Raw genomic sequence first — 23,866 nt, 5'->3', positions numbered from 1 at the left:
GCCCTCCTTTATTCATTAAAAAATGATTGTCCAACAGTATAATGGTCTTCCAATACCATAATTCCTTTTTCTTGTGGCGCATTTGGCAAATTCAACTCTTTCATTGAACACACCATACCACTAGAAGCGACACCCCTTAATTCTGCATCTTTAATTAACATGCCACTAGGCATCACTGCTCCAACTTTAGCAACGACCACTTTTTGCCCTTGTTCAATGTTAGGTGCGCCACAAACAATTTGTAATGTTTCATCTCCAACATCAATTTGACAAACACTCAATTTATCTGCATCTGGATGTTTTTCTTTTTGTTGGACGTATCCTACAACGAATTTTGGTGAAAAATCAGCATCAAGTTTATAATCCAAATTAGAGTCATCGATTAATTTTTGAATTGCAGTGGCATGCTCCTCTTTAAACTTAATATGACCTTGTCCTTCTAAATTTAAATGTTCTTTTGCGTTGAATATATTAAACCCTACAATTTGTGAATCTTTTTTAATGGCAATAATATCACCAAATTGTTCATATTCAAACGGTCCATCAACTGTTTCAATTTGTAGGAATGCGACATTGCCTACACCAGTCGGATTATAAAATAAATTCATTCGTACATCTACTCCTTATTTTTGTTATCTTTAGAGGCACCTAAATGTTGAACCACATTTGGAGATGCATTTAATTTAGATTTGTTATTTTTACCTAATATAAAAATAGGTTCAAAACGTCCTTTTTCAAAGCCTAATGACAATGAGGTAATTGGCACTAACCCATTTGTAAAAAACTCCATAGTCATATGTGCCATAATGTCATAACCTGTTTTATTTCTAATATCCGCAATAATCAACACATCTTGGTGAGGGAGTGCAATTAGCATTTCACCCTCAATTTTATCTTCAAATGAACTGAGTAATGAGGCATTTAATACTCGACTTGCATCATAACCATCATTAGTATTAATAAAATAAAAAATATTTCCTTTAACTTCATCAGTTTTATATGGGTTATCTAATTTTCGCACATTAAATAAAGCCATTTCTTTGATTTGTTGCTCTGTTAAATTTAAATCTTTTAATAAAGACTCATCAATCAAACGATAAGACTTTCCTAAGTCTAGTGCATAATAAATTCTTGTCTCAGCTGTATGATTTTCTGTAACAAAATCGTTTCCCTCTTTAGTTTGAGTTGGGAAACTTGTTGCACGAATGACAGGCATAATACGTTTTTCATTTAAAATCTTATGGGCTTCATCTTGCATTTGATGAATTGTTTCTTCAACATAGTAAACAATTTCATCAATGATATTTTTTTGCCCTTTATTGTATTTAGCTACAATGGGAGACAGCTTTACTGTGACTCCTTTTTGATTGTCTGTTCGATAAATTCTTAATGATTCTTGGTCACGATTAAATTGATATTGTACTTCTAAATGTGTTAAACGTGATTTCAATGTATCTCTCATTTTAAAGACATTCATATTTTCACTCCTAAATACATGCCTTACATTAGTTTACAATAAAAACACCTCTAGGACTAGAGAAAAACCATGTCCTAAAGGTGAAAATATCATTAAAATTGTGCTAGAAATTGATCGATTTGTTCAATTGATTTTCTTTCTTTGCCGATGTAGTCTCCCACACGTTCACCACCATCATACACAATAAAACTTGGAATGCCCATGACCCCTTCATCAATTGCTAAATCTATAAAAGCATCACGGTCAACAGATGCAAAATTAAAATTAGGATATTTTTCTTCCAACTTTGGTAAATCAGGTTCAATAAAACGACAATCAGGACACCATCCTGCGGTAAACATAAAAACTGATTTGGATTGAGTTAAATTTTGATACTCCTCTACATTTTGAATGGATTTCATTATAAATCCTCCTTTATTGTTCGTATTGTAATTGTTGAATTTGTTTTTCATTTAGGCTACGAATCGCATGTAATAACCATTGTTTCGCTTGATGATAGTCTCGGATATCAAATACAGCGTCTGTGCTGTGAATATATCTTGCACAAACACCTATAACAGCGGTTGGAACCCCCGTTAATGACTTATGGATGACCCCACCATCTGTTCCACCTGGTGAGATATAATATTGATATTTTATATGATGTTGAGTGGCCAAATCCATTAAAAAGGCTTTAAAGTTCGGTTTTAATAGCATTGTCCCATCTTTAATTCGTAACAATGCGCCTTGCCCTAATTGACCAGAGAGACCTGATTGCCCCTTCATATCATTGGCTGGAGAGCAATCAACCACAAAGGCTAAATCTGGTTGTATTAAATGTGTAGCGGCCTCTGCCCCTCTCAATCCTACTTCTTCCTGAACATTTGCACCTACATACAAATCCACCTCTAGGTCTATGTCATTGAGCGCTTCTAAAATTTCTAAGGCAATAACACATCCGTAGCGGTTGTCCCATGCTTTCCCTGCAAAACGGTGTTCAGACAATTGAATAAGTTCTGTATGTGGAACGATTGGATCACCAATAGCTATCTCTCGTTGAAATACTTCTTGCTTATTTTCAGCACCAATATCTAACAATAAATCTTCTATTTTAGGTGCGCCTTCTTGGCCTGTTCGAAAATGCTTAGGAATATTAGCAACCACCCCTATAATTTCTTCATCTGTAGAGGTACGAATTTTTAATCGTTGCCCTTGCCAAATATCATTCGCTACACCACCAAGCGCAGTAAATTTGATGAATCCTTCTTGCGTAACCTCTGTAACCATAAATCCAATTTCATCCATATGCGCAGCTATCATGACTCGAGGTGCATTTGCTTTTTTACTTTTTTTCACACCATAAATACCACCCATACGATCGTAGACAAACGCGTCTACGTAAGGCGACATCTGTTCTTTTAAAAAGTGACGCACTGGCGCCTCGAAATTAGGAGCACCATGCAATTCAGTTAAAGTTTTAATCCGATTAAAAGTGATATCGTTCACTTGATTCACTCCTTTTATTTATCTCATTTATTACAGTATACCACTTAAAATATGATAAACTGTAGCTAAGTCTTTTAAGGAGGCGAAAGCTATGTTTACGAAAAAAAATTGGCCCCTCATGATTCCTTTTGCAATTGGAACATTAATGGCGGGGAGTTATTTCTATGTTATTCGTAATGAAAATGACAAAATTAAACCCCCGAATACAGTTCTAGAAAAAGTCAAAAAGTATTTTCATAATGTTACAGGGTCATTTATATTGTATGAACCCGTGTCTTACCATAAAAATGGCGTTGATTATAAAGCTTACAAAGGTGGCATCACAACGAAACGAAATGATGTCATTCATCAATATACATTTTATGCCGATTCGAAAACAGGCGAAATATTAGATATCGAAGACAAGTAGTCCTATAACCGGGGAGATTAATAATGAATAATGTTAATCTTCATCCCGAAAAGTAAAAAAGGTGGCAGTTTAGATTGCAACATTTTAGATGTTTAAACAAAATGTTACAAAACTGACACCTTTTTTAGTCCTAATTTTAGCCCTTGTTAAATTCCACTCACGCTTATTTATCGCTATCCCCATTTACATCTCTTTTTATTTGAGTTTGAATTTTCTTTCCATCTTCCGTAAGTTGAATTGCCAAATTTGTGACATCATGATAAAACAAAATCCAACGGCCTTCAGATGCGTATTTCCGCGTTAAACGTTCTTTTTCTCGAATCGATTGCATTGGATAGTCGTCATAGGCCGTCACCCAAAGTGGGTTGATGTGTGCGCTCGTTGATAGAATATCTGCCATATGAACGGCTTTTTCATTTTCACTTTCAATTTCAATAATACAATGGCCATAACTATGTCCACCGATATGAACCATTTTAATACCGGGATACGGTTCGATATCTCGTTCGAATAAAATCATTTTAGATTCATATGTCCCTCTATTTTGAGGCCAATACGTAGCTTTACTTCTTATATTAGGGCTTATAAATTCATGCCACTCATCTTGTTGTATATAGTGCCAAGCATTTGGAAATATAGCGCTACCCTCTTCATCTGTTAATCCTGTAGCATGATCGAAATGCATATGTGTCATCAAAACGAGATCAATATCTTCAACTGTTAAACCAAGTTGAGACAAAGACCTAGCGATTTGACTTTCCTCCGTTACGCCATAATTTCTCAGTTGTTTATCTGTAAGCTTACCTTGACCTATCCCAGTATCAATTAAAATGTTTTTATCACCTGTTTGAATCAATAAAGGGTGTGTGACGAGTGGAACTTGATTTTGATCATTTACTGGATACTTTTTAACCCATAGTGGTTTAGGCACAACTCCAAATATCGCGCCACCATCCATTTGGGTCGTCCCCCCATTTAAGGATTGAATTTCAAAATTGCCTAATTTCATAATTTCCGCCCCTTTTTATTAAAAAAGTGAGACAAGAATCAAAGCCTAGTGTTTGATTACAATATCTCACGTTTTATTATGTAAAATTAGTCTTTGTTCATCATGTGTGTAAAATCCTGATGAAACTTCGCTTCCATGCGATAAATCCTAGAGCCTTTTTCAGCAAATTTAAATTCATACTCTGTTGGGATATTATCTCCTTCATCTTCTTGATGGAGATTTAAATTTATTTTTGTAAAGTACATTCCGAATTGAGACATACTTTCTAAGCTATAGGCAAATAGGCCTCGATTATCTGTTTTAAAATGAAGTTCACCCTCAGGATGAAGTATTTGTTTATAAATAGTTAAAAAACGGTGATTGGTGAGGCGACGTTTAGCGTGTCTCGTTTTAGGCCATGGATCCGAGAAATTCAGATACAGACGACTGACTTCGTGTGGAGCAAAGTATTCATTAAGTATGACTGCATCATTACAAAGCAATTTTATGTTTTTTAACTTTTGGTCTAGGACCTTATCCAATACGCGAATCATAACATTTTTATCACGTTCAATCGCCACGTAATTAATATTAGGGTTTAGAGCCGCAAGGGAAGTAATGTATTTCCCCATACCTGAACCAATTTCAATGTGAATAGGTTGCTCTTTATCAAACCAAGACGAAACACGTTGTTGATGTACCCCGTCTAAGTCCACAATATCCCCATGTTCTCTTAGATAAGATTCAGCCCAAGGCTTGTTTCTCATTCTCATGATTCATAGTCTCCTTATATAAATACATTACTCTTCATCACAGCATGTAAAAATTTGAGCCATGTATTCATGTCTTTAAATCGCTTATGTTCTTCATTCCATTGAACCATACCAATAGATTGAATCACTGTGTACCATTTCATTCGTTTTTTTAGATTCATTGTTTCTTTAACTTCATATATTTCAAACCAAGAAGACCACTCATTTTTAGGAACGTAGTTGTAAAGTAGCATTCCGATATCTATTGCTGGATCCGCTATCATTGCACCTTCCCAATCAACCAAGAAAAGCTCATCTTTGTCTGAAAGGAGCCAGTTGTTATGATTCACATCACCATGTACAACCGTATAAAAACGAGGATCATATTCTGGTACATGGGATTCTAAATAAGTTAATGCGTGACGAATAATATGATGTGTTAAAACATTACTGGACAATGACGCATTAATTTTTTTCAACATAATCTCTGGCGTGATAGGTTCCATTTCCATTCGTTTTAACATGGTTAGAAGTGGACGTGATTGATGAATTTTTTTTAATAAGTGAGCAACTCGGTGTTGATTCATCTCATCAGCTTCTAGTTCTCGACCATTTTTCCAATGCTGTGCCGTAACTACTTCACCTGTTTCAATTCGCTTTGTCCAAACAAGCTTGGGCACAATACCTTCAGCAGACAATGCCGCAATAAAAGGATTGGAGTTTCTTTTTAAGAACAATTTTTGACCATCTTGTTCTGCCATATACGCTTCACCTGATGCGCCACCAGCTGAATCGAGCGTCCAACCTAATTGATAGAACTGCTCCACAACACGTTCACCTCACTTTCAAAGAGAAAAGGCTCAAGAAAGAAATAATTTCAAGAGCCATATTAATATCATTTATTTCGTACGAATACGTTCAATTTCTAAATTAGCACTCATAAACGATTTTATAATTAAACCGTTCGATTTTCAACCAAAAATGAGACACTAAACGACACATTTTTCTATTTTTTAACATCATAATGCTTCGTATTATTTTATATCATTTTAACACATTACGCTGAATGTGACTGTATATATTTTTCGAACCCTTTTTGTAAAATTCGTGTCAAATCTCCTACTTTACCTTCTGCAACAGATTCACCATCGATTTTAACAACAGGCATCACCTCTGCCGATGTACTAGAAATGATGACTTCATCTGCGGCCTTTAAGAAATCTACAGTAAATGTTTCTTCTTTGAATGGAATATTTTCATCTTCACAAACCCATTTGATGACTTTTCGTGTAATGCCATTCAAAATATAATTGTTTGCTGGATGTGTGTAGACAGCACCGTCTTTAATTGCATATACGTTACTTGAAGCCCCTTCAGTAACAATATCGCCGCGGTGTTGAATGGCTTCTTCAGCATTGTACTTAGTCGCAAATTCTTTGGCAAGTACATTTCCTAATAAATTTAAACTTTTAATATCGCAACGTAACCAACGAATATCTTCAGTTGTCACAACAGAAACACCTTCTTCTAATTCTTTGTAAGGTCTTTCGTATGAAGTTACAAAACCTGTCAATACAGGTTCAACTGCAGGAGTTGGAAATGCATGATCACGAGGTGCAGCCCCTCGTGTGACCTGAATGTAAATCCCACCATTCGTCACCTGGTTAACTTGCGCGAGTTCACGTACTAAAGATGTTAGAGAATCTACGGTATGGTTAAGCTCTAAGCCTATTTCGTTCGCACTTCTTAATAATCGTTCAAAATGTTCTTTCGCCGTAAAAAGCTTATTATCATATATGCGCACATATTCGTAAATACCGTCACCAAAATTGTATCCTCTGTCATTAAATGCGACTTTCGCGTCTTTCTCTTCTACAAATGATTCGTTTAACAATACTTTTGTCATATTATCCCTCCACGCAAATCGAGTGAATTGCTTCTAAATAAATACTTGTTGCATTAAAGAGTTGCTTTTTCGTAATGTATTCATTTTTTTGATGCATTAAATCCTCGGAATCTTCAAACATAGCGCCAAATGCAACACCTTTTTCTAGGTTACGTGCATATGTCCCGCCACCTATAGTATAAGAGTCACGCATATCCCCAGTTTGATTACGGTATGCTTGCAGTAATTTTTTAATAAATGGGTCATCAGGATCAACAAAATGTGGCTTTTGAACCTTACCAATTTTAATGTCAAAGCCTTGTTTACCCACTTCCTCTGTAAAATCACCTATAGCTTTGTCGAAATCAAAGCCTTCAGGATATCTTAAATTAACTCCGAACTGTCCACCATTTTTATTATCATATTTTATAATACCGAAATTCGTAGTCAAACTTCCCATTGCTTCAGTATGGAATTTCATGCCCATTTTCTCACCAAAATGTGATTCAAATAAATAAGACTCACTAAGGTTTACGAAGTTTTGTGCATTGATATCCAGTTTTAAATCTTTTAGGAAATGAATTAAATGTAATCCTGCGTTAACGCCAATGGATGGATCCATTCCATGAACAGCTTTACCTTCAATTGTTAATTTTAATATACCACTATCTACTTCATGGTGACCTTTGAGTTGATGTTCATTTAAAAATGCTTCAAACTGTTGAATACAATCAGTTACATTTTCTTTGACTAGTACATCCGCTTCAGCCAAATCAGGCACCATATTGTATCGCTCACCTGATTTTAATGATAATAATTCAACTTCTGGTTCATTGTCATCATTCACACGGTTTTTTTGAATAATATCAAATGTCGTAATTCCCTTTTCTCCGTGAATGAGTGGAAACTCTGCATCAGGTGCAATACCAATTGTTGGCATCTCTTCAGTTTGAAAGTATCGATCTGTACATAACCAGTCTGATTCTTCATCCGTTCCTATGATGATATGTATACGCTTTTTCCAATCCACATTCATATCATTTAAAATTTTCACAGCATAATAAGCTGCAATTGTGGGTCCTTTATCATCTAATGTGCCCCGAGCAATAATTTGGTCATCTGTAACCACCGGCTCAAAAGGATCTGTATCCCAACCATCCCCTGCAGGAACAACGTCTACATGACCTAAAATCCCAAACAGTTCTTCACCTTTTCCAGCTTCGATACGTCCGGCAATATGATCTGTGTCAAATGTCGTAAATCCATCACGTTTGGCTAAAGCATACATATAGTCCAATGCTTCTTTTGGACCAGGACCTACTGGTAATTCATCAGTGGCTTTCGCATCATCGCGTACTGATTTTATCGCAAGTAATCCTTTTAAATCTTCAACAATTTCCGTTTCATATTCACGTACTTTTTCTCTCCACATGCTGATCATCTTCCTTTTGTATATTATGAATCCATTTTACATGATTTGGTTCTCAAACAACAGTAGAACCCTTGAAATATTTTTTATTTTTCTGAAAAAACAGATAGGACTATTACCTATTAAAAACCCCTCCAAAATACTTTTGGAGGGAGAAATTTGTATTAAACTGTAGAACTCAATACTACTCGTTAGTTCCACCATTTTTATTGTTTTTTAATTCTTCTTCAGTAACAACACGTAGATTATTAGATGGATCGCCGCCACCTTCATCATCAAATGCTGCTTCTCTTTGCTCGTGCGCTGAACCATTACCTTGAGTAAATTGTGATTTCTTTTGGTTTAAAAATGCTTTTGGATCTTGTTTAGCTTCATTCACGTAAGCTTTGGGATCAGCTTTCACTTTGTTTAATTCTTCTGTCGCTAATGCACTCACATTAGATACTTTTTCTCGTGCATTTTGCTTATAAGTATCAGGATCTTGTTTATATTTATCAATTTCTTGTTTCAATACATCGCGATTTTGTTTGTTTGACAATACAACCGCTAATGCTGCGCCACCAATACCAATGATGGCTCTCAATAGATTTGCTGATTTAGCCATTTAATATCACCTCTTTGAATTCTTACCAATAAATACCCACTTAGAGATGTCTGAAACATTTCAAAGAAAGGAAATATATAGCTATTTTGAAATATTCATCTATTTGTCACTCTGATTCTATATCTTTTTTAGTGAGTCCAAGTCGTTGGAAGTCATCTTCTGTTAGTTTTCGATAACCACCCGGTGGCAATGTTTCATCTAAAGTTAATTCGGCAATCTTGAGTCTTTTTAAATAAATGACTTCATTATTAACATAATGAAACATCCGTTTAATTTGATGAAACTTCCCTTCAGTAATGGTGATTTCAGCTGAATTTGATTCTATTATTTCTAAACTTGCAGGTTTTAATTTTCCTTCTTTTAAGGGAACGCCTTCTTTAAAAATATTTATCGTGTTTTCTTCAATAACATGCTTTGTTTCCACATAATAGGTTTTAGACACATGATGTTGAGGGCTCATTAATAAATGATTAAACTTTCCATTATTTGTAATTAAAATTAACCCTTCAGTATCTTTATCTAATCTACCTACAGGAAATAAATCGAGGTGTTGATAATCATGTATTAAATCTATAAGTGTAGAATGTCGGTCGTCCTTTGTGGCTGAGATGACTCCTTTTGGTTTGTTTAACATTAAATACACAAAAGGCTCATAGGCTATTACTTTTTGGTTCACAGTGATACGATCTTCGTACGGATTAATTTGTGTTTTAGCTGCTTTTACTCGATGATCATTGAGCGTGACTTCTCCTTTTTTGAGTAATGTTTTAATCTCTGAACGAGACCCGACGCCCATATCAGCTAAATACTTATCAATTCTCATTATAAAAATCTCAACCCCAGTTTGCGACGGAGTTTATTTGGGATGTCGCCTAGAAATTTGTCTGCCAATTTAGTGCGCATTGTTAATACACCATAAACCAAACCACCCACAATGACACAAATCACTGTAATGATAAGGGCACCTATTTGAGTAGATGGTGAAATAAAGAATTGTAGAACAAAATAAGTCAATTCAACAACAATCATCATGATGAACCCATATAAGAAGATGTGGCATACATCAAAAATGGTATCTTCAAATTTAAATCGTGCATATTTTTTTAAAACTATCAGGTTACATAAAATTGCGAAAAGCAATGCAATACTTGTACTTAAAATGGCGCCTGCAGTGTGAAAAAGGATAATCAACGGCGTGTTGAGAATAAATTTGATAATTACCGAGCCGAAAACGATAAATACTGTCAGTTTTTGTTTATCAATCCCCTGTAACATTGATGCAGTTACACTTAATAACGAGATTAAAATAGCTGCTGGGGCGTAAAAGAATAGTAAGCGACTACCATCAACACTGAACTCATAAAAAACAGTATATAATGGGATAGCAAGCGCCATGATTCCTAGACTCGCCGGTACTGTAATAAACATGAGTACACCTAGTGATGTCCGTATTTGCTTATGCATTTCTAAATAATCCCCGGACTCATATGTTTTTGTAATATAAGGTATTAAACTAATCGCAAAACCTGCAGCGAGTGATGTAGGAATCATCACAATTTTATTTGTAGTCATATTCAACATCGTAAAAAACATGTCTTGTAATCGTGGTGTAATTCCCACTAAGCTCAAGGCGTTATTGTGTGTTAATTGGTCAACAATAATAAATAATGGGAAATTTAAACTTACAATGACGAAAGGAATACTGTAAGAAATAATTTCTTTGTACATTTTACTATAAGGGACGTCTATCCCAGTCATATCTGATTCGACCATCTTTTGAATATGTGGTTTTCGTTTAATCCAATACCACCAAAGCGTTAATAAGCCTGCGATTGCACCAATAGCAGCACCAAATGTGGCAATACCATTTGCAAAGAGTACAGAGCCATTCACCACGTTTAACACGATATAGCTCCCTACTAATATGAACAAAATTCTCGCAATTTGTTCTGTGACTTCAGAGAGTGCTGTAGGCCCCATGGATTTGTATCCCTGGAAGACCCCTCTCCAAGTGGCTAATAACGGAATAAAAATAACAACAAAACTGATTGTGCGAATAATAGATGTAATTTGATCTACCGTCCACCCGTCTGCATCATTCGAATTATTCGCAATCGTAATGGAGGCAATTGTTGGTGAAAGAAAATACAAAACTAAAAATCCAAGTATCCCTGTGATACTCATGACGATAAAGCTAGATTTATATAGTTTCTGACTCACGCGATAAGCGCCGAGTGCATTATATTTAGCCACGTACTTAGAGGCAGCTAAAGGTACACCCGCTGTTGCAACAGCAATTGCAATGTTATAAGGACCATAAGCATAATTAAATGGCGCTAGATTGTCGGCGCCCCCAATAATTTTATAGAACGGGATAATATAGATAATCCCTAAAATTTTGGTAATAAGAATACTAATTGTTAGAAGAAAGGTCCCTCTGACTAATTCTTTATTTTCACTCATAGCTCAACCTACCTAACCTACTAATTTCAAAATTAAATTATAACACAATATGGTTATTATACACGTATTCCTATTATGTTAAAATCGTAATATCAAAACGAAGGAGAAATATTTATATGTGCTATCAAACGATTGTCATTGGTGGTGGGCCAAGTGGACTCATGGCTGCAATCTCTGCTAGTGAACAAGGTCAACGCGTATTACTTCTCGAAAAGAAAAAAGGTCTTGGTCGAAAATTAAAAATATCAGGAGGCGGTCGCTGCAATGTCACTAATCGCCTTCCGTATGCTGAAATTATTAAGCACATTCCTGGAAATGGAAAATTTTTATACAGCCCCTTTTCAATTTTTGATAATGAATCAATCATTGACTTTTTTGAATCCCGGGGAGTAGCTCTAAAAGAAGAAGACCATGGTCGCATGTTTCCAGTAAGTAATAAAGCCGAAGATGTGGTGAATACACTTATCCGAACATTAAAACAACATGACGTTACAGTTATCGAAGAAGCCGCTGTGGTAAAAACTCAAAAAAATGATCAACAAAAATTTGAAGTGTATACTCAAAATCATAAAAAGTTTGTGGGCAATAGTTTAATCATTGCGACGGGAGGAACGAGTGTCCCTCAAACTGGATCAACTGGGGACGGGTATCGCTTCGCTAAGCAATATGGGCACACTATTACAGACCTTTTTCCAACAGAGGTCCCGATAACTTCTTCCTCACCATTTATCAAAAAGCAAACACTTAAGGGTCTGAGCTTAAAAAATGTTGCATTATCTGTTTTGAAGAAAAACGGAAAAAAACGCATCACTCATCAAATGGATATGTTGTTTACACACTTTGGCATCAGTGGACCCGCAGCACTACGTTGCAGTCAATTTGTCTATTATGAGCAAAAACAACAACACCAAAAAGAAATACTCATACATTTAGACGTTTTTCCTGACGTGAACGAGGAGCAACTGAAAGATAAGATTCGCCAACAATTAAAAAAACAACCAGATAAAATCATTAAAAATAGTTTGCACGGACTGATTGAAGAGCGTTATCTTAACTTCATTATTGAACAAGCCCAAATCGATTTCGAAACAACGTCACACCATTTAACAGCACAACAGTTGCATCAACTTGTGCATTTATTTAAAAATTTTACTTTTCCAGTCAACGGAACACTTCCTATTGAAAAAGCTTTTGTGACTGGAGGCGGTGTTTCAATTAAAGAAATTACGCCTTCAACGATGGAATCCAAACTGACACCTGGCCTCTTTTTGTGTGGGGAAGTATTAGATATTCATGGTTATACTGGCGGATATAATATTACAAGCGCATTAGTTACAGGTTATGTTGCGGGTTATTTTGCTGGATTTTATCAAGGTTAAAAAATGTGGGGCTGGGACATAATTAATTTCATGTATTAGATTGTTCCATAAAGCCTCGCTTTTTAGATGCCTCAGAAGTCTCGGCTTAGGAATCAATCAAAATAACTATATTTATTCACAACCCTAAAGTTATAAACTTTACCGACTCAATTTTATTGAATTAAGTTGTAACAAAATAGCCATCCAAATTTACCCTCTGATAAATTTGGATGGCTTTTTAATTTTAAACGGGCGCTAAGTCCCAATCACATTACTTTTTAAAGCTTTAAATTCGTGGATAGTCAAGTCCTTCATTACCAAAGGCATGCATTCCGCCTTCGACATTGACCGCTTCGATATCATGATCATTTAAATATTCCACAACTTTAGCGCTACGTACACCACCTGCACAAACAATATAATAAGTTTGATTTTGATGGAATTCTTTTAAATGATCGGGAATTTCATTCATAGGGATATGCTTAGCGTTTGGAATCATTCCCATAGCGACTTCTTCATCTTCGCGAACATCAACGATATGCACTGGTTCATTTTGTAATAGTAACGTTTTTAACTCATCCGTTGTAATTTCCTTCATTTTATCCATCCCTTCTCATTTCTTAATTATTTGGCTACAATATTTACTAATTTTTGTGGAACAGCTATTACTTTTTTAATGTCTTTACCTTCAATCGCTTGTTGAACATTTTCATTTTCAAATGCGAATTGTTCCATTTCTTCTTTTGATGCATTTTTAGGAATTTCTAATTTAGCACGTACTTTCCCATTGACCTGAACGACAATCTCAACGACGTCACCTTCAAGTAATTCTGCATCATAACTCGGCCACGGTTGGTAAGTAATTGTGCCCTCATGGCCTAAAATTGACCATAATTCTTCACCGATATGAGGGGCAATCGGTGCTAACATTTTTACAAATCCTTCGATATACGATTGATTGATTTTTTCTGCTTTATAACAATCGTTAATAAATACCATTAACTGACTAATGGCCGTATTGAAGTTCAAGGATTCAAAATCCTCTGTGACTTTTTTCACGGTTTGGTGATAAGACTTTTCAAGCTGTGGTGTTTCTTCTCGAACCACTTTTGGACTCAATTCATTATTTTCAGTTACGAGTAAACGCCAAATTCGATCAAGGAAACGTCTAGAACCATCTAAGCCATTTTCACTCCAAGCAATTGATGCATCAAGTGGCCCCATAAACATCTCATATAAGCGCAATGTGTCAGCGCCATGAGAATTTATAATATCATCAGGATTCACGACATTACCTTTTGATTTACTCATTTTTTCATGGCCCTCACCAAGAATCATACCTTGGTTAAATAATTTTTGGAAAGGTTCTTTCGTCGGAACAACCCCAATATCATAAAGCACTTTATGCCAAAAACGTGCATATAATAAGTGTAATACCGCATGTTCTACCCCGCCAATGTATAAGTCAACAGGTAACCAGTGCTTTAATTTTTCAGGATCTGCTAACATTTGATCATTTTTAGGATCGATATATCGTAAGTAGTACCAACAACTTCCCGCCCATTGCGGCATTGTATTCGTTTCACGACGTCCTTTCATACCCGTTTCTGGGTCTGTCACATTTACAAACTCATCAATATTAGCTAAAGGTGATTCCCCTGTGCCTGACGGTTTGATTTCATCAGTTTTAGGTAGCAATAATGGGAGTTCATTTTCAGGTACAGTTGTGATGGAACCATCTTCCCAATGAATAATTGGAATAGGTTCACCCCAGTAACGTTGACGACTAAATAGCCAATCACGCAACTTGTAGTTCACTTTCTTCTCACCATGACCTTTAGCTTCTAAAATTTCAATTGCTTTTGAGATAGCCTCTGAATTATTCATTCCATTTAATGCATCAGAATGAATGTGTGGCCCATCTCCAGTGAAGACACCGTTTGTTAATTCTCCTTCAATGACGTATTGCACAGGTAAATTAAATGTTTCTGCAAATTCATGATCACGTTCATCGTGACCAGGGACTGCCATAACTGCACCTGTACCATAAGTAGAAAGCACATAGTCCGCAATCCAAACCGGTACGCGTTCACCCGATAAAGGATGAATGGCATAGGCTCCTGTAAACACACCTGTTTTTTCTTTAGCCAAATCAGTACGTTCTAAATCTGATTTTTTTGCTGCCGCATCCTGATATTTTTTAACTTGATCTTTAAATTCGGGCGTTGTGATTTGATTAACTAGACTATGCTCAGGACTTAATACAAGGAAAGTGGCACCATAAATTGTATCTGGACGTGTTGTAAATACTTCGATTGTTTCATTTATAGTTTCTACATTGAAAGTGACTTTTGCTCCTTCAGAACGACCTATCCAATTACGTTGCATATCTTTGATAGATTCAGGCCAATCTAAAGTTTCTAAATCCTCTAATAATCGGTCAGCATATTCTGTGATTTTAAGTACCCATTGTTTCATTGGACGACGCACTACTGGATGGCCTCCACGTTCTGATACACCATCTACCACTTCTTCATTTGATAAAACTGTTCCTAATGCCTCACACCAGTTTACAGGTATCTCATCGACGTAGGCTAAACCTTTTTTATATAATTGGATAAATATCCATTGTGTCCATTTATAATACTCAGGATCAGTTGTACTTACCTCGCGATCCCAATCATAACTAAACCCGAGCTCTTGAATTTGACGTTTGAATGTTTGAATATTTCTTTTTGTAAATTCAGCCGGGCTATTACCAGTGTCTAAAGCATATTGTTCTGCTGGTAAACCAAATGCATCCCAACCCATTGGATGTAAAACATTATATCCTTGCATACGTTTATAGCGCGAAATGATATCTGTCGCCGTGTAGCCTTCAGGATGACCCACATGTAAACCCGCTCCAGAGGGATAAGGGAACATATCTAAGGCATAAAATTTCTTTTGTCCTAAATTGTCTTCAGTTTTGAATGTTTTGTTTTCGAGCCAATACTTTTGCCACTTTTTTTCAATCTCTTGATGGTTATAATTCACAAGCTTTCCTCCTAATTCAAAAAACATCTCAAATCCATGATGCTTTAATAGGGACGATGTTTACCGCGGTACCACCCTAGTTCACTACTGTGCGCTTCATTACATAATGGATTGAGATGTCATAAAAATATATTATAAACACGGCAAGTTCACTTCATGTATTACATCAGTTCACACCAACACTGACTCTCTTTGGAAATACAAATGAAGTTACTACTCCTTGATTTGTAAAAGTTAAACAAACCCATGATTCATGTCTTTGATATCCCTATAGTTCATAAGATTAATATACTAAAAAGACATTCTATAGTTATTACTATCATATGAAATTTACAGCATTTATGCAAGAGGATGATATCAGTTAATGATAAAGTACTTTTTTATCAATTCGACGATCAAATATCGATAGAAAACCTAAGGAAATGACCAATAAGCCAATCATAAACAAAAACATGACTTGCATATTATAAACATCTACTAAAATCCCGCCTATAAGAGGACCGAACGCTTTACCAACTGTTGAAGCCGAATTGACAATACCTTGATAGACCCCTTCTCTGCCTTTTGGAGAAAGTGCATTGGCAATCGTTGGAACGGCTGGCCAAACAAACATTTCAGCAAAGGTTAATATCACCATACCAACGATAAACATTGTAAAACTTTCAGCAAAACTAGTAACAAAAAAAGAAATAATAAAAATAAATACACCTACAAAAAGTTGTTTTTTTAATTGTCCTTTCAGTAAATGAATAATTGGCAAAATTAATGGTTGTCCTAACAGAATGAGTAAACCATTTATTGTCCAAAGAAGACTATACTGACTCATTGAAATACCTATTTCTTGTGTGAAAGATGCAATCGTCGTTTGCCATTGGACATATGTAATCCAACATATGGCAAACATCACACAAATTAATATCAAAGCCGTAAAATGCTTTTTATTTTGAACATGCGTCATGCCCTCAATCGTTTCAGCAGTCTTGACTGTCGCACGATAATCCATTTTAAAATTGAATAGCGCAACGAAGAAAAATAGAATATACATGAACAAGTTTGCGATAAATATATAGTTAAAACTCCATTCAGCCACAAAACCACTCAATGCTGCACCTAAGGCCACACCAATATTTTGCGCTAAATATATAGCATTGAACGTTTGTCGACCTCCTCTTGGCCAAACAGCGCCAGCCATCGCATAAATCGCTGGAATAATCATTCCGCCGCCAAAACCTAAAATAATAAGCCAAAGTGCATACCATGGCCACCCGTGAAAAAAGTTAAGGCCAATTGTAGCGAACAAACTTATCCAAGTCCCTAACATTATCGTCCGGTAGCCACCCAAGCGATCAAATAACGTGCCCCCAATTAAATTACCAACGACCATACCAAAAGCATTCACCATTAATACAACCCCTGCAGTACTTAAAGATTTCCCTAGTACTTCATTCATATAAATCGTGTTTAATGGCCATAAAAAACTGGCACCAGTGATATTGATTGCCATTCCTATCACAAGCCACCATATTTCTTTCGGCATTTTCATAAGTTCAACACCTCTTTATTTATTTCTCTATAATAAAACACTATAACACGATGTCATTAAAATATGTTAAAATCTTGAGATATAATGTACAAAGAAAGGAAGTTACAGCAAATGGGTGAATATTTTCCATATGCTTTTGAAAATAAACGCTATCATACTTTAAATTATCATCTTAAAAATCGATTTGGCCAAAAAATTTTCAAAGTAGCCCTTGATGGCGGGTTTGACTGTCCCAATCGTGACGGTACCGTGGCACATGGAGGATGTACGTTTTGTTCAGCTGCGGGTAGTGGTGATTTTGCAGGCAATCGTGCTGATGCCATTGAAGTTCAATTTAAAAAAATAAAAGCACAAATGCATGAGAAATGGCATGAAGGTCAATATATTGCCTATTTCCAAGCATTTACAAATACGCATGCACCAGTGGAGGTGTTGCGTGAAAAATTTGAAGCTGCACTTAATGAAGAAGGTGTTGTAGGCCTATCAATCGGTACAAGACCAGACTGTTTACCAGATGATGTAGTCGACTATTTGGCTGAACTTAACAAACGGACTTACTTATGGGTTGAACTCGGTTTACAAACTATCCACCAAAAAACATCTGATTTAATCAATCGCGCGCATGATATGGAATGTTATTACGAAGGTGTACAAAAGTTAAGAAAACATAATATTAATGTTTGTTCACATATTATTAATGGTCTTCCAGGCGAAAATTATGACATGATGATGGAAACCGCTCAGGCTGTCGCTGAAATGGATGTTCAAGGTATTAAGATTCATTTGCTTCATTTATTAAAAGGTACACCTATGGTTAAACAATATGAAAAAGGTTTACTTGAATTCATGACAAAAGAAGAGTATATCTCATTAGTTTGTGACCAATTAGAAATTTTACCTCCGACAATGATTGTCCATCGTATTACGGGTGATGGTCCGATTGACATTCTTGTCGGACCAATGTGGAGTGTCAATAAATGGGAAATTTTAAATGATATTGACAAAGAATTAGCAAGACGCAACTCTGTTCAAGGCGCCAAGTATAATGGCAAAGGTGCTGTATTAACATGATTGTTCAACGTGTCCTTCCCTTCGCCAAATCTCTTATTACTTCTCATATTACTGACAAAAGTGTAGTGATAGATGGGACATGTGGAAATGGATGGGATACATTGTTTTTAGCACAATCCGTCCCGAATGGTCATGTCTACGCTTGTGATATACAATCTTTGGCCATTGAGAATACACGAGAAAAAGTAAAGGAGATGTCACATGTCACCCTTCTTCAAACAGGACATGAGACAATTACAAATTATATTGCTGAATCCCATCGACATTCGGTAGATGCTGCCTTGTTTAACTTAGGTTACTTGCCTAAAGGAGATAAATCTATTGTTACAAACGCAGAAAACACAATTTTAGCCATAGAATCCATTTTTGAATTATTGCGTCCAGAAGGAATTATTGTTTTAGCCATATACCCTGGGCACCCTGAGGGACGCGTTGAAAGCGAAACGTTACTCAATTACTTTCATTCCTTCGATCAAGAGAAGGCGCATATTTTAAAATATGAATTTATTAACCAACAAAATCATCCTCCATTTATTATTGGAATAGAAAAAAGAAGCGCTAGGCCGTAAGGGTCTAGCGCTTCTTATCGTTTAATTATTTTACATACACCAAATTATTTAAGTTTAAAAATAAGAGAGAAATATCAATCAGTAATAATTTACATGTTTGTATATTGCAGACTTATTTTATAATTCACAACCATCAATAATAGATTTAAGTTGATGTCTTAAATTATCTTGATGTTTTTCGATTTGTTCACATGTGAAATTGATTAAGTCTTGTTTGTCTTGCTCTTTGTCTTCGTTAAAATGAATAATCACCGTACGTTCGTCATCTGTAGGTCGTTCTTTAGTGATCCATTTCTTTTCAACGAGGTTATTAAAAGTTCTCGTTCTTTTATACGCTTTGACTTTTACATACTCATCCATCTCTTTTAACGTCATTGAACCCTTATCCCATAACGTTAAAAGAATTAAAAATTCCTCTTTTGACAAACCGTACTGATTTTCAATTTCGTCAAAAATATACTCGACTTCTTTTTGCAAATTATCTAATAGTACAATGTCACTGACATCATATTTTGATTGACTCGCCATGATTAAGCCTCCTATTATAGTTTAAACTTTTACCATACTATTTGGTTTATTATGGTATGTTTACCCTACTCAAAAAAACTTAATCATATTAATTTCGTCAAAAACAAATATATATAATCAATATAAAATTTGTACTTTTGAATTTTATGATTCAAATAAGTAGTCAATAGAAGCTTGCATATCTTTTAAAACTTTAACAGATTTTGCAAATTTCTCAGTTTCTTCATCATTTAATGGCGTTTCAATAATACGTACTGCACCTTCGCCATTAATGACAGTTGGCACACCAGTATATACGCCTTCATGTCCGTATTCACCTTCTAAATAACTTGAAACGGTTAAAACAACATTTTGGTTACGTAAAATCGCTTTAGAAATACGCATTAAGCCCATAGCAACACCATAATAAGTGGCACCTTTTGCTTTAATGATGTCATATGCCGCATCACGTGTTTGAACGTAAATATCTTCAATCAAGTGAGATTTTTCTGGATCGTTTTTTAACTCTTCATATAATGGCACACCTGCAATCGTTGCGCTTGACCATACAGGAACTTCTGAATCGCCATGTTCACCTATAATATTTGCATGTACACTTGAAGGTGCAACATCGAAAGCTTCACTTAACAAATGTTTGAAACGTGCAGTATCTAAAATAGTACCTGAACCAATGACTTTATGTTTAGGCAGACCTGAATATTTTAATGTTATGTAAGTTAAAATATCAACTGGGTTTGCAGCAATTAAGAAAATACCATCAAAACCGCTGTCCATGATTGATGTAATGATGCCTTTATAAATTTTTGCATTTTTTTCTACTAAGTCAAGACGAGTTTCTCCGACTTTTTGAGGGGCTCCTGCACAAATGACAATTAAATCTGCGTCGCCACAATCTTCGTATTTACCTTGCTTAACTTTTACAGGAGACATTGCATAAGGTGCCCCATGGTTTAAATCTAGTACATCTCCACGTACTTTATCTTCGTTAATGTCAATGATAAGCAATTCATCAGCAATACCTTGACTCACCATTGTAAATGCATAGCTTGCACCTACAGCGCCATTACCTACTAATACCACTTTATTACTTTTCTTTCCCATACTGACACGCTCCTATCAATCAGTTCATTAAATAATGTTATTGTGATTTTTTTCACATTATTAATTTACCATGATTTCGCGATGTCTGCAACATTTTATTATGAGTAGAATAACTTTTACTTAAATTGTTTCTTGATCATTGACAACAAAACCTGCTGCATATACGCGGTTGTTTAAAAAGCTTAATACGTAGCGCATAACCGCTTCTCTTTCAGGTTCATTTTGAATTTCATGTGCCAAACCGCTCCAAGATTTAAAATACAATTCTTCACTTAAAGTTTGAGAAATAAATTGTTGCGTCATTTCAATGTCTGAAATATTATCTTCAGTACCATACATGACACATAATGGGTACGAACGCATTTGATTCAAATGTTCTCCAGTTTTTTTCATTGCATGAGCCACTTCTTTATACCAATGATAACTCACTTTCTTTAACATCAAAGAATCGTTTTGCGTCTCTTCTTGAACTTCTGGATTTGAAGTTAAATCTTCTATATCAAAACCTAAATCAAATTTTGCACTTTTAGAAACATCCCCTACGTGAGAAGTCAAAAACAGTTTACGTGTTTGCTTTGAATTGTGGAACGCAAATAATGGAGACAAGAGAACCAATCCCTCAATCGGTAAATCAACTTTTTCAAGAAGATTAACAGCGATTAAACCACCCAATCCTACACCAATAACAAAAGTGGGTAAATGATATTCTTCTGCAATTTGCACCCATTCTAATACACGTTCTTGATAAACTTCAAAATTATCAATTTGCCCCTTTTTTGTACGAGAGCTTTGACCTTGACCAGGTAAGTCACCCATAATCACATGATATCCATTTCTTCTCAAATGTGTAATTACATATGCATAACGTCCAGTATGCTCAAGCATATTATGTATAATAACGATAACACCTTTTGCTTCATTTTCAGTTTCCCATTTCCACATATTGCCAATTCCTTCCTATTGCTTTAATACTTTATTTTATCTTAACAATTATCCCTCAAATGCGCTAACATATATCAATCGTTAAACGCAATTTCACTCTCTATTTGTTTAAAACATAAAAAGCTGAGACAGTTTATTGTCCCAGCTCAACTTAATCTATTTTTGAAGGATAGGTTTTCGCAATTCATTCAATATCATTACGCAATGTTGAATTTTTTTCTAATAATCGGTAGTCGTGAAATTAATAGAACTAACAAAATTTCATAGAAAGTTGGGAAAAACTTCGCAACTAACATTAAGAAAAACTGACCTATTAATGTTCCTTCCCCTTGCGAAGCATTAAAATTCGCAATAATACCTGCATCAATAATATTTAACGCAAGAATAACGACGAATGCAAGCCAAAGTTTTTTTGTAATTAAAACAATCGCGAGACCGATAAGTACGAGCAAAATAAGTTCGAATACAAAATATTGAACAAACGTATCAAGTTCAGTTCCTAAGGTATAATAGACCAAATCTTTAAACATTTAACATGTCTCCCTTTAATATGCTTACTATTATTTTATCACGGTTCGCTCACTCTGATTTTAAATTTACCGTAAAGTTTTCCCTCTCATTTTTACACTAAGTTAACATTAATAACCTACACGATTTCTTTAACGTTTATTTACATCATCTTATTATGAACTTTATAACCCTATGCTATGTTAATTTTAAGTCATATTCGTGAAGGAGTCGCGTATGAAATTCATTTTAAAGTGTCTCATTAGTTTCTTCTTGATATTTAATTTTCCAGTGTATACTGCATTGATGCAAGAACCTATCGATGCGACCATCCAACTTTCGTACTCAACGTCTACAACTTCATCTCATTGATAAGAAACTGTTCACATTCTAACTCAAAGCACAGATTGAAGATTTTATTTAAGATTATTCGAACCTTTTCACTATATTTTTATAAAAATCAAAAAACTTTTATGAAACCGTTTTCCTCCTAGCGATAATCGTGATACACTATCACTATTAGTATGACAGAGATATGGGAGGAATAGAAATGAGTTTTGTTAAGAATTTTTTCATTGCTTTATCCAATAATACCTTTTTGAACAATGCCGCAAAAAAAGTAGGTCCCTCATTAGGTGCAAACAAAGTAGTTGCAGGCAATCAATTACCAGACATTGTCAAAACGATAAAGCGCTTAAATGATAAAAATATCGCCGGTACAGTTGACATTCTAGGGGAATTTGTCCATAACCGACAAGAAGCGATAGATGCAAAAGATGAGATTTTAAAAGTGATGAAAGTGTTACATGACAATCATCTCAATGCGCATATGTCGATTAAATTAAGTCAACTCGGTATAGAATTTGATCGTGCATTGGCATTTGAAAATGTTCACGAAATCGTCAACACAGCTAAAACTTATGATAATATGCATATCAATTTTGACACAGAAAAATATGATAGTCTGTTTGACGTCACTCAAACACTTGATCGATTGAAAAGTGAGTTCACCAATGTAGGTACAGTTATTCAAGCTTATTTATTTAAAGCTGATGTTCTCATTGATAAATATCCAGAATTACGTCTCCGCCTCGTTAAAGGTGCATACAAGGAGTCGGCACATATTGCTTACCAAACAAAAGAAGAAATTGATCAGAATTACATAAGACTTATCGAAAAACGTTTATTAAATGCGAAAAACTTCACTTCAATTGCCACACATGATCATCATATTATTAATCATGTTAAACAATTCGTAAAAGATAATCAGATTGATAAATCTCAATTTGAATTTCAAATGCTATATGGATTCCGTACAGAGTTAGCAGAACAAATTGCAAAAGAAGGTTATAACTTTACGATTTATGTGCCTTATGGTGATGATTGGTTTGGTTACTTTATGCGTCGTTTAGCCGAAAGACCGCAAAATTTAACATTAGCATTTAAGGAGTTCGTAAAACCTCAAGCTTTAGCTATTATTGGTGGAATCGCAGTTCTATCGACGCTTTTAGGATTGAAAAAGAAAAAATGTCATCATCAAAAACCTTGTTCTTCAGAAAAAGAGATGAAAAACAAACGCTGTGTAAAAAGATTATAAACCGTTGAAACATAAATAGATTTATATGGTATTAAAATAGCCATCAAAATTTACCTAATGGTAAGTTTTGATGGCTTTTCAAGTATTGGTGGATTTTAAGTCTCAGCCAGTTTTTTGTCTTG

The 23,866-nt window shown here is 35.1% G+C and carries 24 protein-coding genes and 1 other annotated feature; of the genes, 5 read left to right on the top strand and 19 right to left on the bottom strand.

What is annotated here, in order from left to right; all coding sequences use genetic code 11:
- Positions 1-8 precede the first annotated feature (8 nt).
- From ytpR to G8Y84_RS01950, 4 genes are all read right to left on the bottom strand, one after another.
- Positions 9-608, bottom strand: coding sequence for a YtpR family tRNA-binding protein (gene ytpR, locus G8Y84_RS01965; protein WP_165806081.1), 600 nt, complete (start codon positions 606-608; stop codon positions 9-11).
- A gap of 8 nt (positions 609-616) precedes the next feature.
- Positions 617-1,477, bottom strand: coding sequence for a DUF1444 domain-containing protein (locus tag G8Y84_RS01960; protein ID WP_105965375.1), 861 nt, complete (start codon positions 1,475-1,477; stop codon positions 617-619).
- A gap of 92 nt (positions 1,478-1,569) precedes the next feature.
- Entirely contained in the window at positions 1,570-1,878 is a 309-nt protein-coding gene (locus G8Y84_RS01955; protein WP_037574424.1) for a thioredoxin family protein, read from the bottom strand.
- 13 nt (positions 1,879-1,891) lie between these two features.
- Positions 1,892-2,971: a M42 family metallopeptidase gene (locus G8Y84_RS01950; protein WP_103159181.1), complete on the bottom strand. Its 1,080-nt coding sequence runs from the start codon at positions 2,969-2,971 to the stop codon at positions 1,892-1,894.
- A gap of 82 nt (positions 2,972-3,053) precedes the next feature.
- On the opposite strand from G8Y84_RS01950, the gene G8Y84_RS01945 reads away from it, so the two are divergent.
- Entirely contained in the window at positions 3,054-3,371 is a 318-nt protein-coding gene (locus G8Y84_RS01945) for a hypothetical protein (RefSeq protein ID WP_105965374.1), read from the top strand.
- A gap of 163 nt (positions 3,372-3,534) precedes the next feature.
- Here the strand turns inward: G8Y84_RS01945 and G8Y84_RS01940 are convergent, their stop codons facing one another.
- The 8 genes from G8Y84_RS01940 to G8Y84_RS01905 form a co-directional block, all read right to left on the bottom strand.
- Positions 3,535-4,380, bottom strand: coding sequence for a YtnP family quorum-quenching lactonase (locus tag G8Y84_RS01940; protein WP_165806080.1), 846 nt, complete (start codon positions 4,378-4,380; stop codon positions 3,535-3,537).
- Between the two features lie 86 nt (positions 4,381-4,466).
- Positions 4,467-5,132 (bottom strand): tRNA (guanosine(46)-N7)-methyltransferase TrmB, encoded by a 666-nt coding sequence (gene trmB / locus G8Y84_RS01935; RefSeq protein WP_037574434.1) that lies wholly within the window; start codon positions 5,130-5,132, stop codon positions 4,467-4,469.
- Positions 5,133-5,146: 14 nt separating this feature from the next.
- Positions 5,147-5,938 carry a phosphotransferase family protein gene (locus tag G8Y84_RS01930; protein WP_037574436.1) on the bottom strand — a complete coding sequence of 264 codons (792 nt, stop codon included), beginning with the start codon at positions 5,936-5,938 and terminating at the stop codon, positions 5,147-5,149.
- Between the two features lie 230 nt (positions 5,939-6,168).
- Complete coding sequence (gene dat / locus G8Y84_RS01925; protein ID WP_037574439.1) at positions 6,169-7,017, bottom strand: D-amino-acid transaminase; 849 nt, start codon at positions 7,015-7,017, stop codon at positions 6,169-6,171.
- A gap of 1 nt (position 7,018) precedes the next feature.
- Positions 7,019-8,428, bottom strand: coding sequence for a dipeptidase PepV (gene pepV, locus G8Y84_RS01920; RefSeq protein ID WP_103159183.1), 1,410 nt, complete (start codon positions 8,426-8,428; stop codon positions 7,019-7,021).
- A gap of 181 nt (positions 8,429-8,609) precedes the next feature.
- Positions 8,610-9,029, bottom strand: a complete 420-nt coding sequence (locus G8Y84_RS01915) for a hypothetical protein (RefSeq protein WP_037574442.1) — start codon at positions 9,027-9,029, stop codon at positions 8,610-8,612.
- Positions 9,030-9,135: 106 nt separating this feature from the next.
- Entirely contained in the window at positions 9,136-9,852 is a 717-nt protein-coding gene (locus tag G8Y84_RS01910) for a pseudouridine synthase (protein WP_037574445.1), read from the bottom strand.
- On the bottom strand, positions 9,852-11,492 hold the full coding sequence (locus G8Y84_RS01905; RefSeq protein WP_165806079.1) for a putative polysaccharide biosynthesis protein: 1,641 nt from the start codon (positions 11,490-11,492) through the stop codon (positions 9,852-9,854). The genes G8Y84_RS01910 and G8Y84_RS01905 overlap by 1 nt, the downstream gene beginning before the upstream one ends.
- A gap of 116 nt (positions 11,493-11,608) precedes the next feature.
- Between G8Y84_RS01905 and G8Y84_RS01900 the strand changes: the two genes are divergently transcribed.
- Positions 11,609-12,871, top strand: a complete 1,263-nt coding sequence (locus G8Y84_RS01900) for a BaiN/RdsA family NAD(P)/FAD-dependent oxidoreductase (RefSeq protein ID WP_103159184.1) — start codon at positions 11,609-11,611, stop codon at positions 12,869-12,871.
- A 265-nt stretch (positions 12,872-13,136) separates the two neighbouring features.
- On the opposite strand, the gene G8Y84_RS01895 is transcribed toward G8Y84_RS01900, so the two are convergent.
- The 3 genes from G8Y84_RS01895 to G8Y84_RS01885 form a co-directional block, all read right to left on the bottom strand.
- On the bottom strand, positions 13,137-13,448 hold the full coding sequence (locus tag G8Y84_RS01895) for a rhodanese-like domain-containing protein (protein WP_037574451.1): 312 nt from the start codon (positions 13,446-13,448) through the stop codon (positions 13,137-13,139).
- A gap of 26 nt (positions 13,449-13,474) precedes the next feature.
- Positions 13,475-15,913 (bottom strand): leucine--tRNA ligase, encoded by a 2,439-nt coding sequence (gene leuS, locus G8Y84_RS01890; protein ID WP_103159186.1) that lies wholly within the window; start codon positions 15,911-15,913, stop codon positions 13,475-13,477.
- Between the two features lie 19 nt (positions 15,914-15,932).
- Positions 15,933-16,116, bottom strand: a binding site (T-box leader).
- A gap of 131 nt (positions 16,117-16,247) precedes the next feature.
- Positions 16,248-17,429, bottom strand: coding sequence for an MDR family MFS transporter (locus tag G8Y84_RS01885; RefSeq protein WP_037574457.1), 1,182 nt, complete (start codon positions 17,427-17,429; stop codon positions 16,248-16,250).
- A gap of 111 nt (positions 17,430-17,540) precedes the next feature.
- On the opposite strand from G8Y84_RS01885, the gene mnmL reads away from it, so the two are divergent.
- The gene (mnmL, locus tag G8Y84_RS01880; protein WP_037574460.1) at positions 17,541-18,500 is read left to right on the top strand and encodes a tRNA modification radical SAM protein MnmL/YtqA; all 960 of its coding nucleotides are present in this window, start codon (positions 17,541-17,543) and stop codon (positions 18,498-18,500) included.
- Positions 18,497-19,069, top strand: coding sequence for a tRNA 5-(aminomethyl)-2-thiouridylate-methyltransferase MnmM (gene mnmM / locus G8Y84_RS01875; protein WP_037574463.1), 573 nt, complete (start codon positions 18,497-18,499; stop codon positions 19,067-19,069). The genes mnmL and mnmM overlap by 4 nt, the downstream gene beginning before the upstream one ends.
- A gap of 117 nt (positions 19,070-19,186) precedes the next feature.
- On the opposite strand, the gene G8Y84_RS01870 is transcribed toward mnmM, so the two are convergent.
- The 4 genes from G8Y84_RS01870 to G8Y84_RS01855 form a co-directional block, all read right to left on the bottom strand.
- Positions 19,187-19,597, bottom strand: coding sequence for a transcriptional regulator, SarA/Rot family (locus tag G8Y84_RS01870; RefSeq protein ID WP_037574466.1), 411 nt, complete (start codon positions 19,595-19,597; stop codon positions 19,187-19,189).
- 144 nt (positions 19,598-19,741) lie between these two features.
- Positions 19,742-20,698 carry an L-lactate dehydrogenase gene (locus G8Y84_RS01865; protein WP_103158785.1) on the bottom strand — a complete coding sequence of 319 codons (957 nt, stop codon included), beginning with the start codon at positions 20,696-20,698 and terminating at the stop codon, positions 19,742-19,744.
- Positions 20,699-20,818: 120 nt separating this feature from the next.
- On the bottom strand, positions 20,819-21,640 hold the full coding sequence (locus G8Y84_RS01860) for an alpha/beta fold hydrolase (protein WP_037574472.1): 822 nt from the start codon (positions 21,638-21,640) through the stop codon (positions 20,819-20,821).
- A gap of 197 nt (positions 21,641-21,837) precedes the next feature.
- Entirely contained in the window at positions 21,838-22,170 is a 333-nt protein-coding gene (locus G8Y84_RS01855) for a hypothetical protein (protein WP_037574475.1), read from the bottom strand.
- A gap of 527 nt (positions 22,171-22,697) precedes the next feature.
- Between G8Y84_RS01855 and G8Y84_RS01850 the strand changes: the two genes are divergently transcribed.
- Positions 22,698-23,744: a proline dehydrogenase family protein gene (locus tag G8Y84_RS01850; RefSeq protein WP_084276030.1), complete on the top strand. Its 1,047-nt coding sequence runs from the start codon at positions 22,698-22,700 to the stop codon at positions 23,742-23,744.
- Positions 23,745-23,866 lie beyond the last annotated feature (122 nt).

Source organism: Staphylococcus sp. 11511212 (assembly GCF_011394755.1).
GTDB lineage: Bacteria > Bacillota > Bacilli > Staphylococcales > Staphylococcaceae > Staphylococcus > Staphylococcus chromogenes.
Note: the sequence above shows the minus strand (reverse complement) of the source record. Positions and strands in the feature narration are given on the sequence as shown.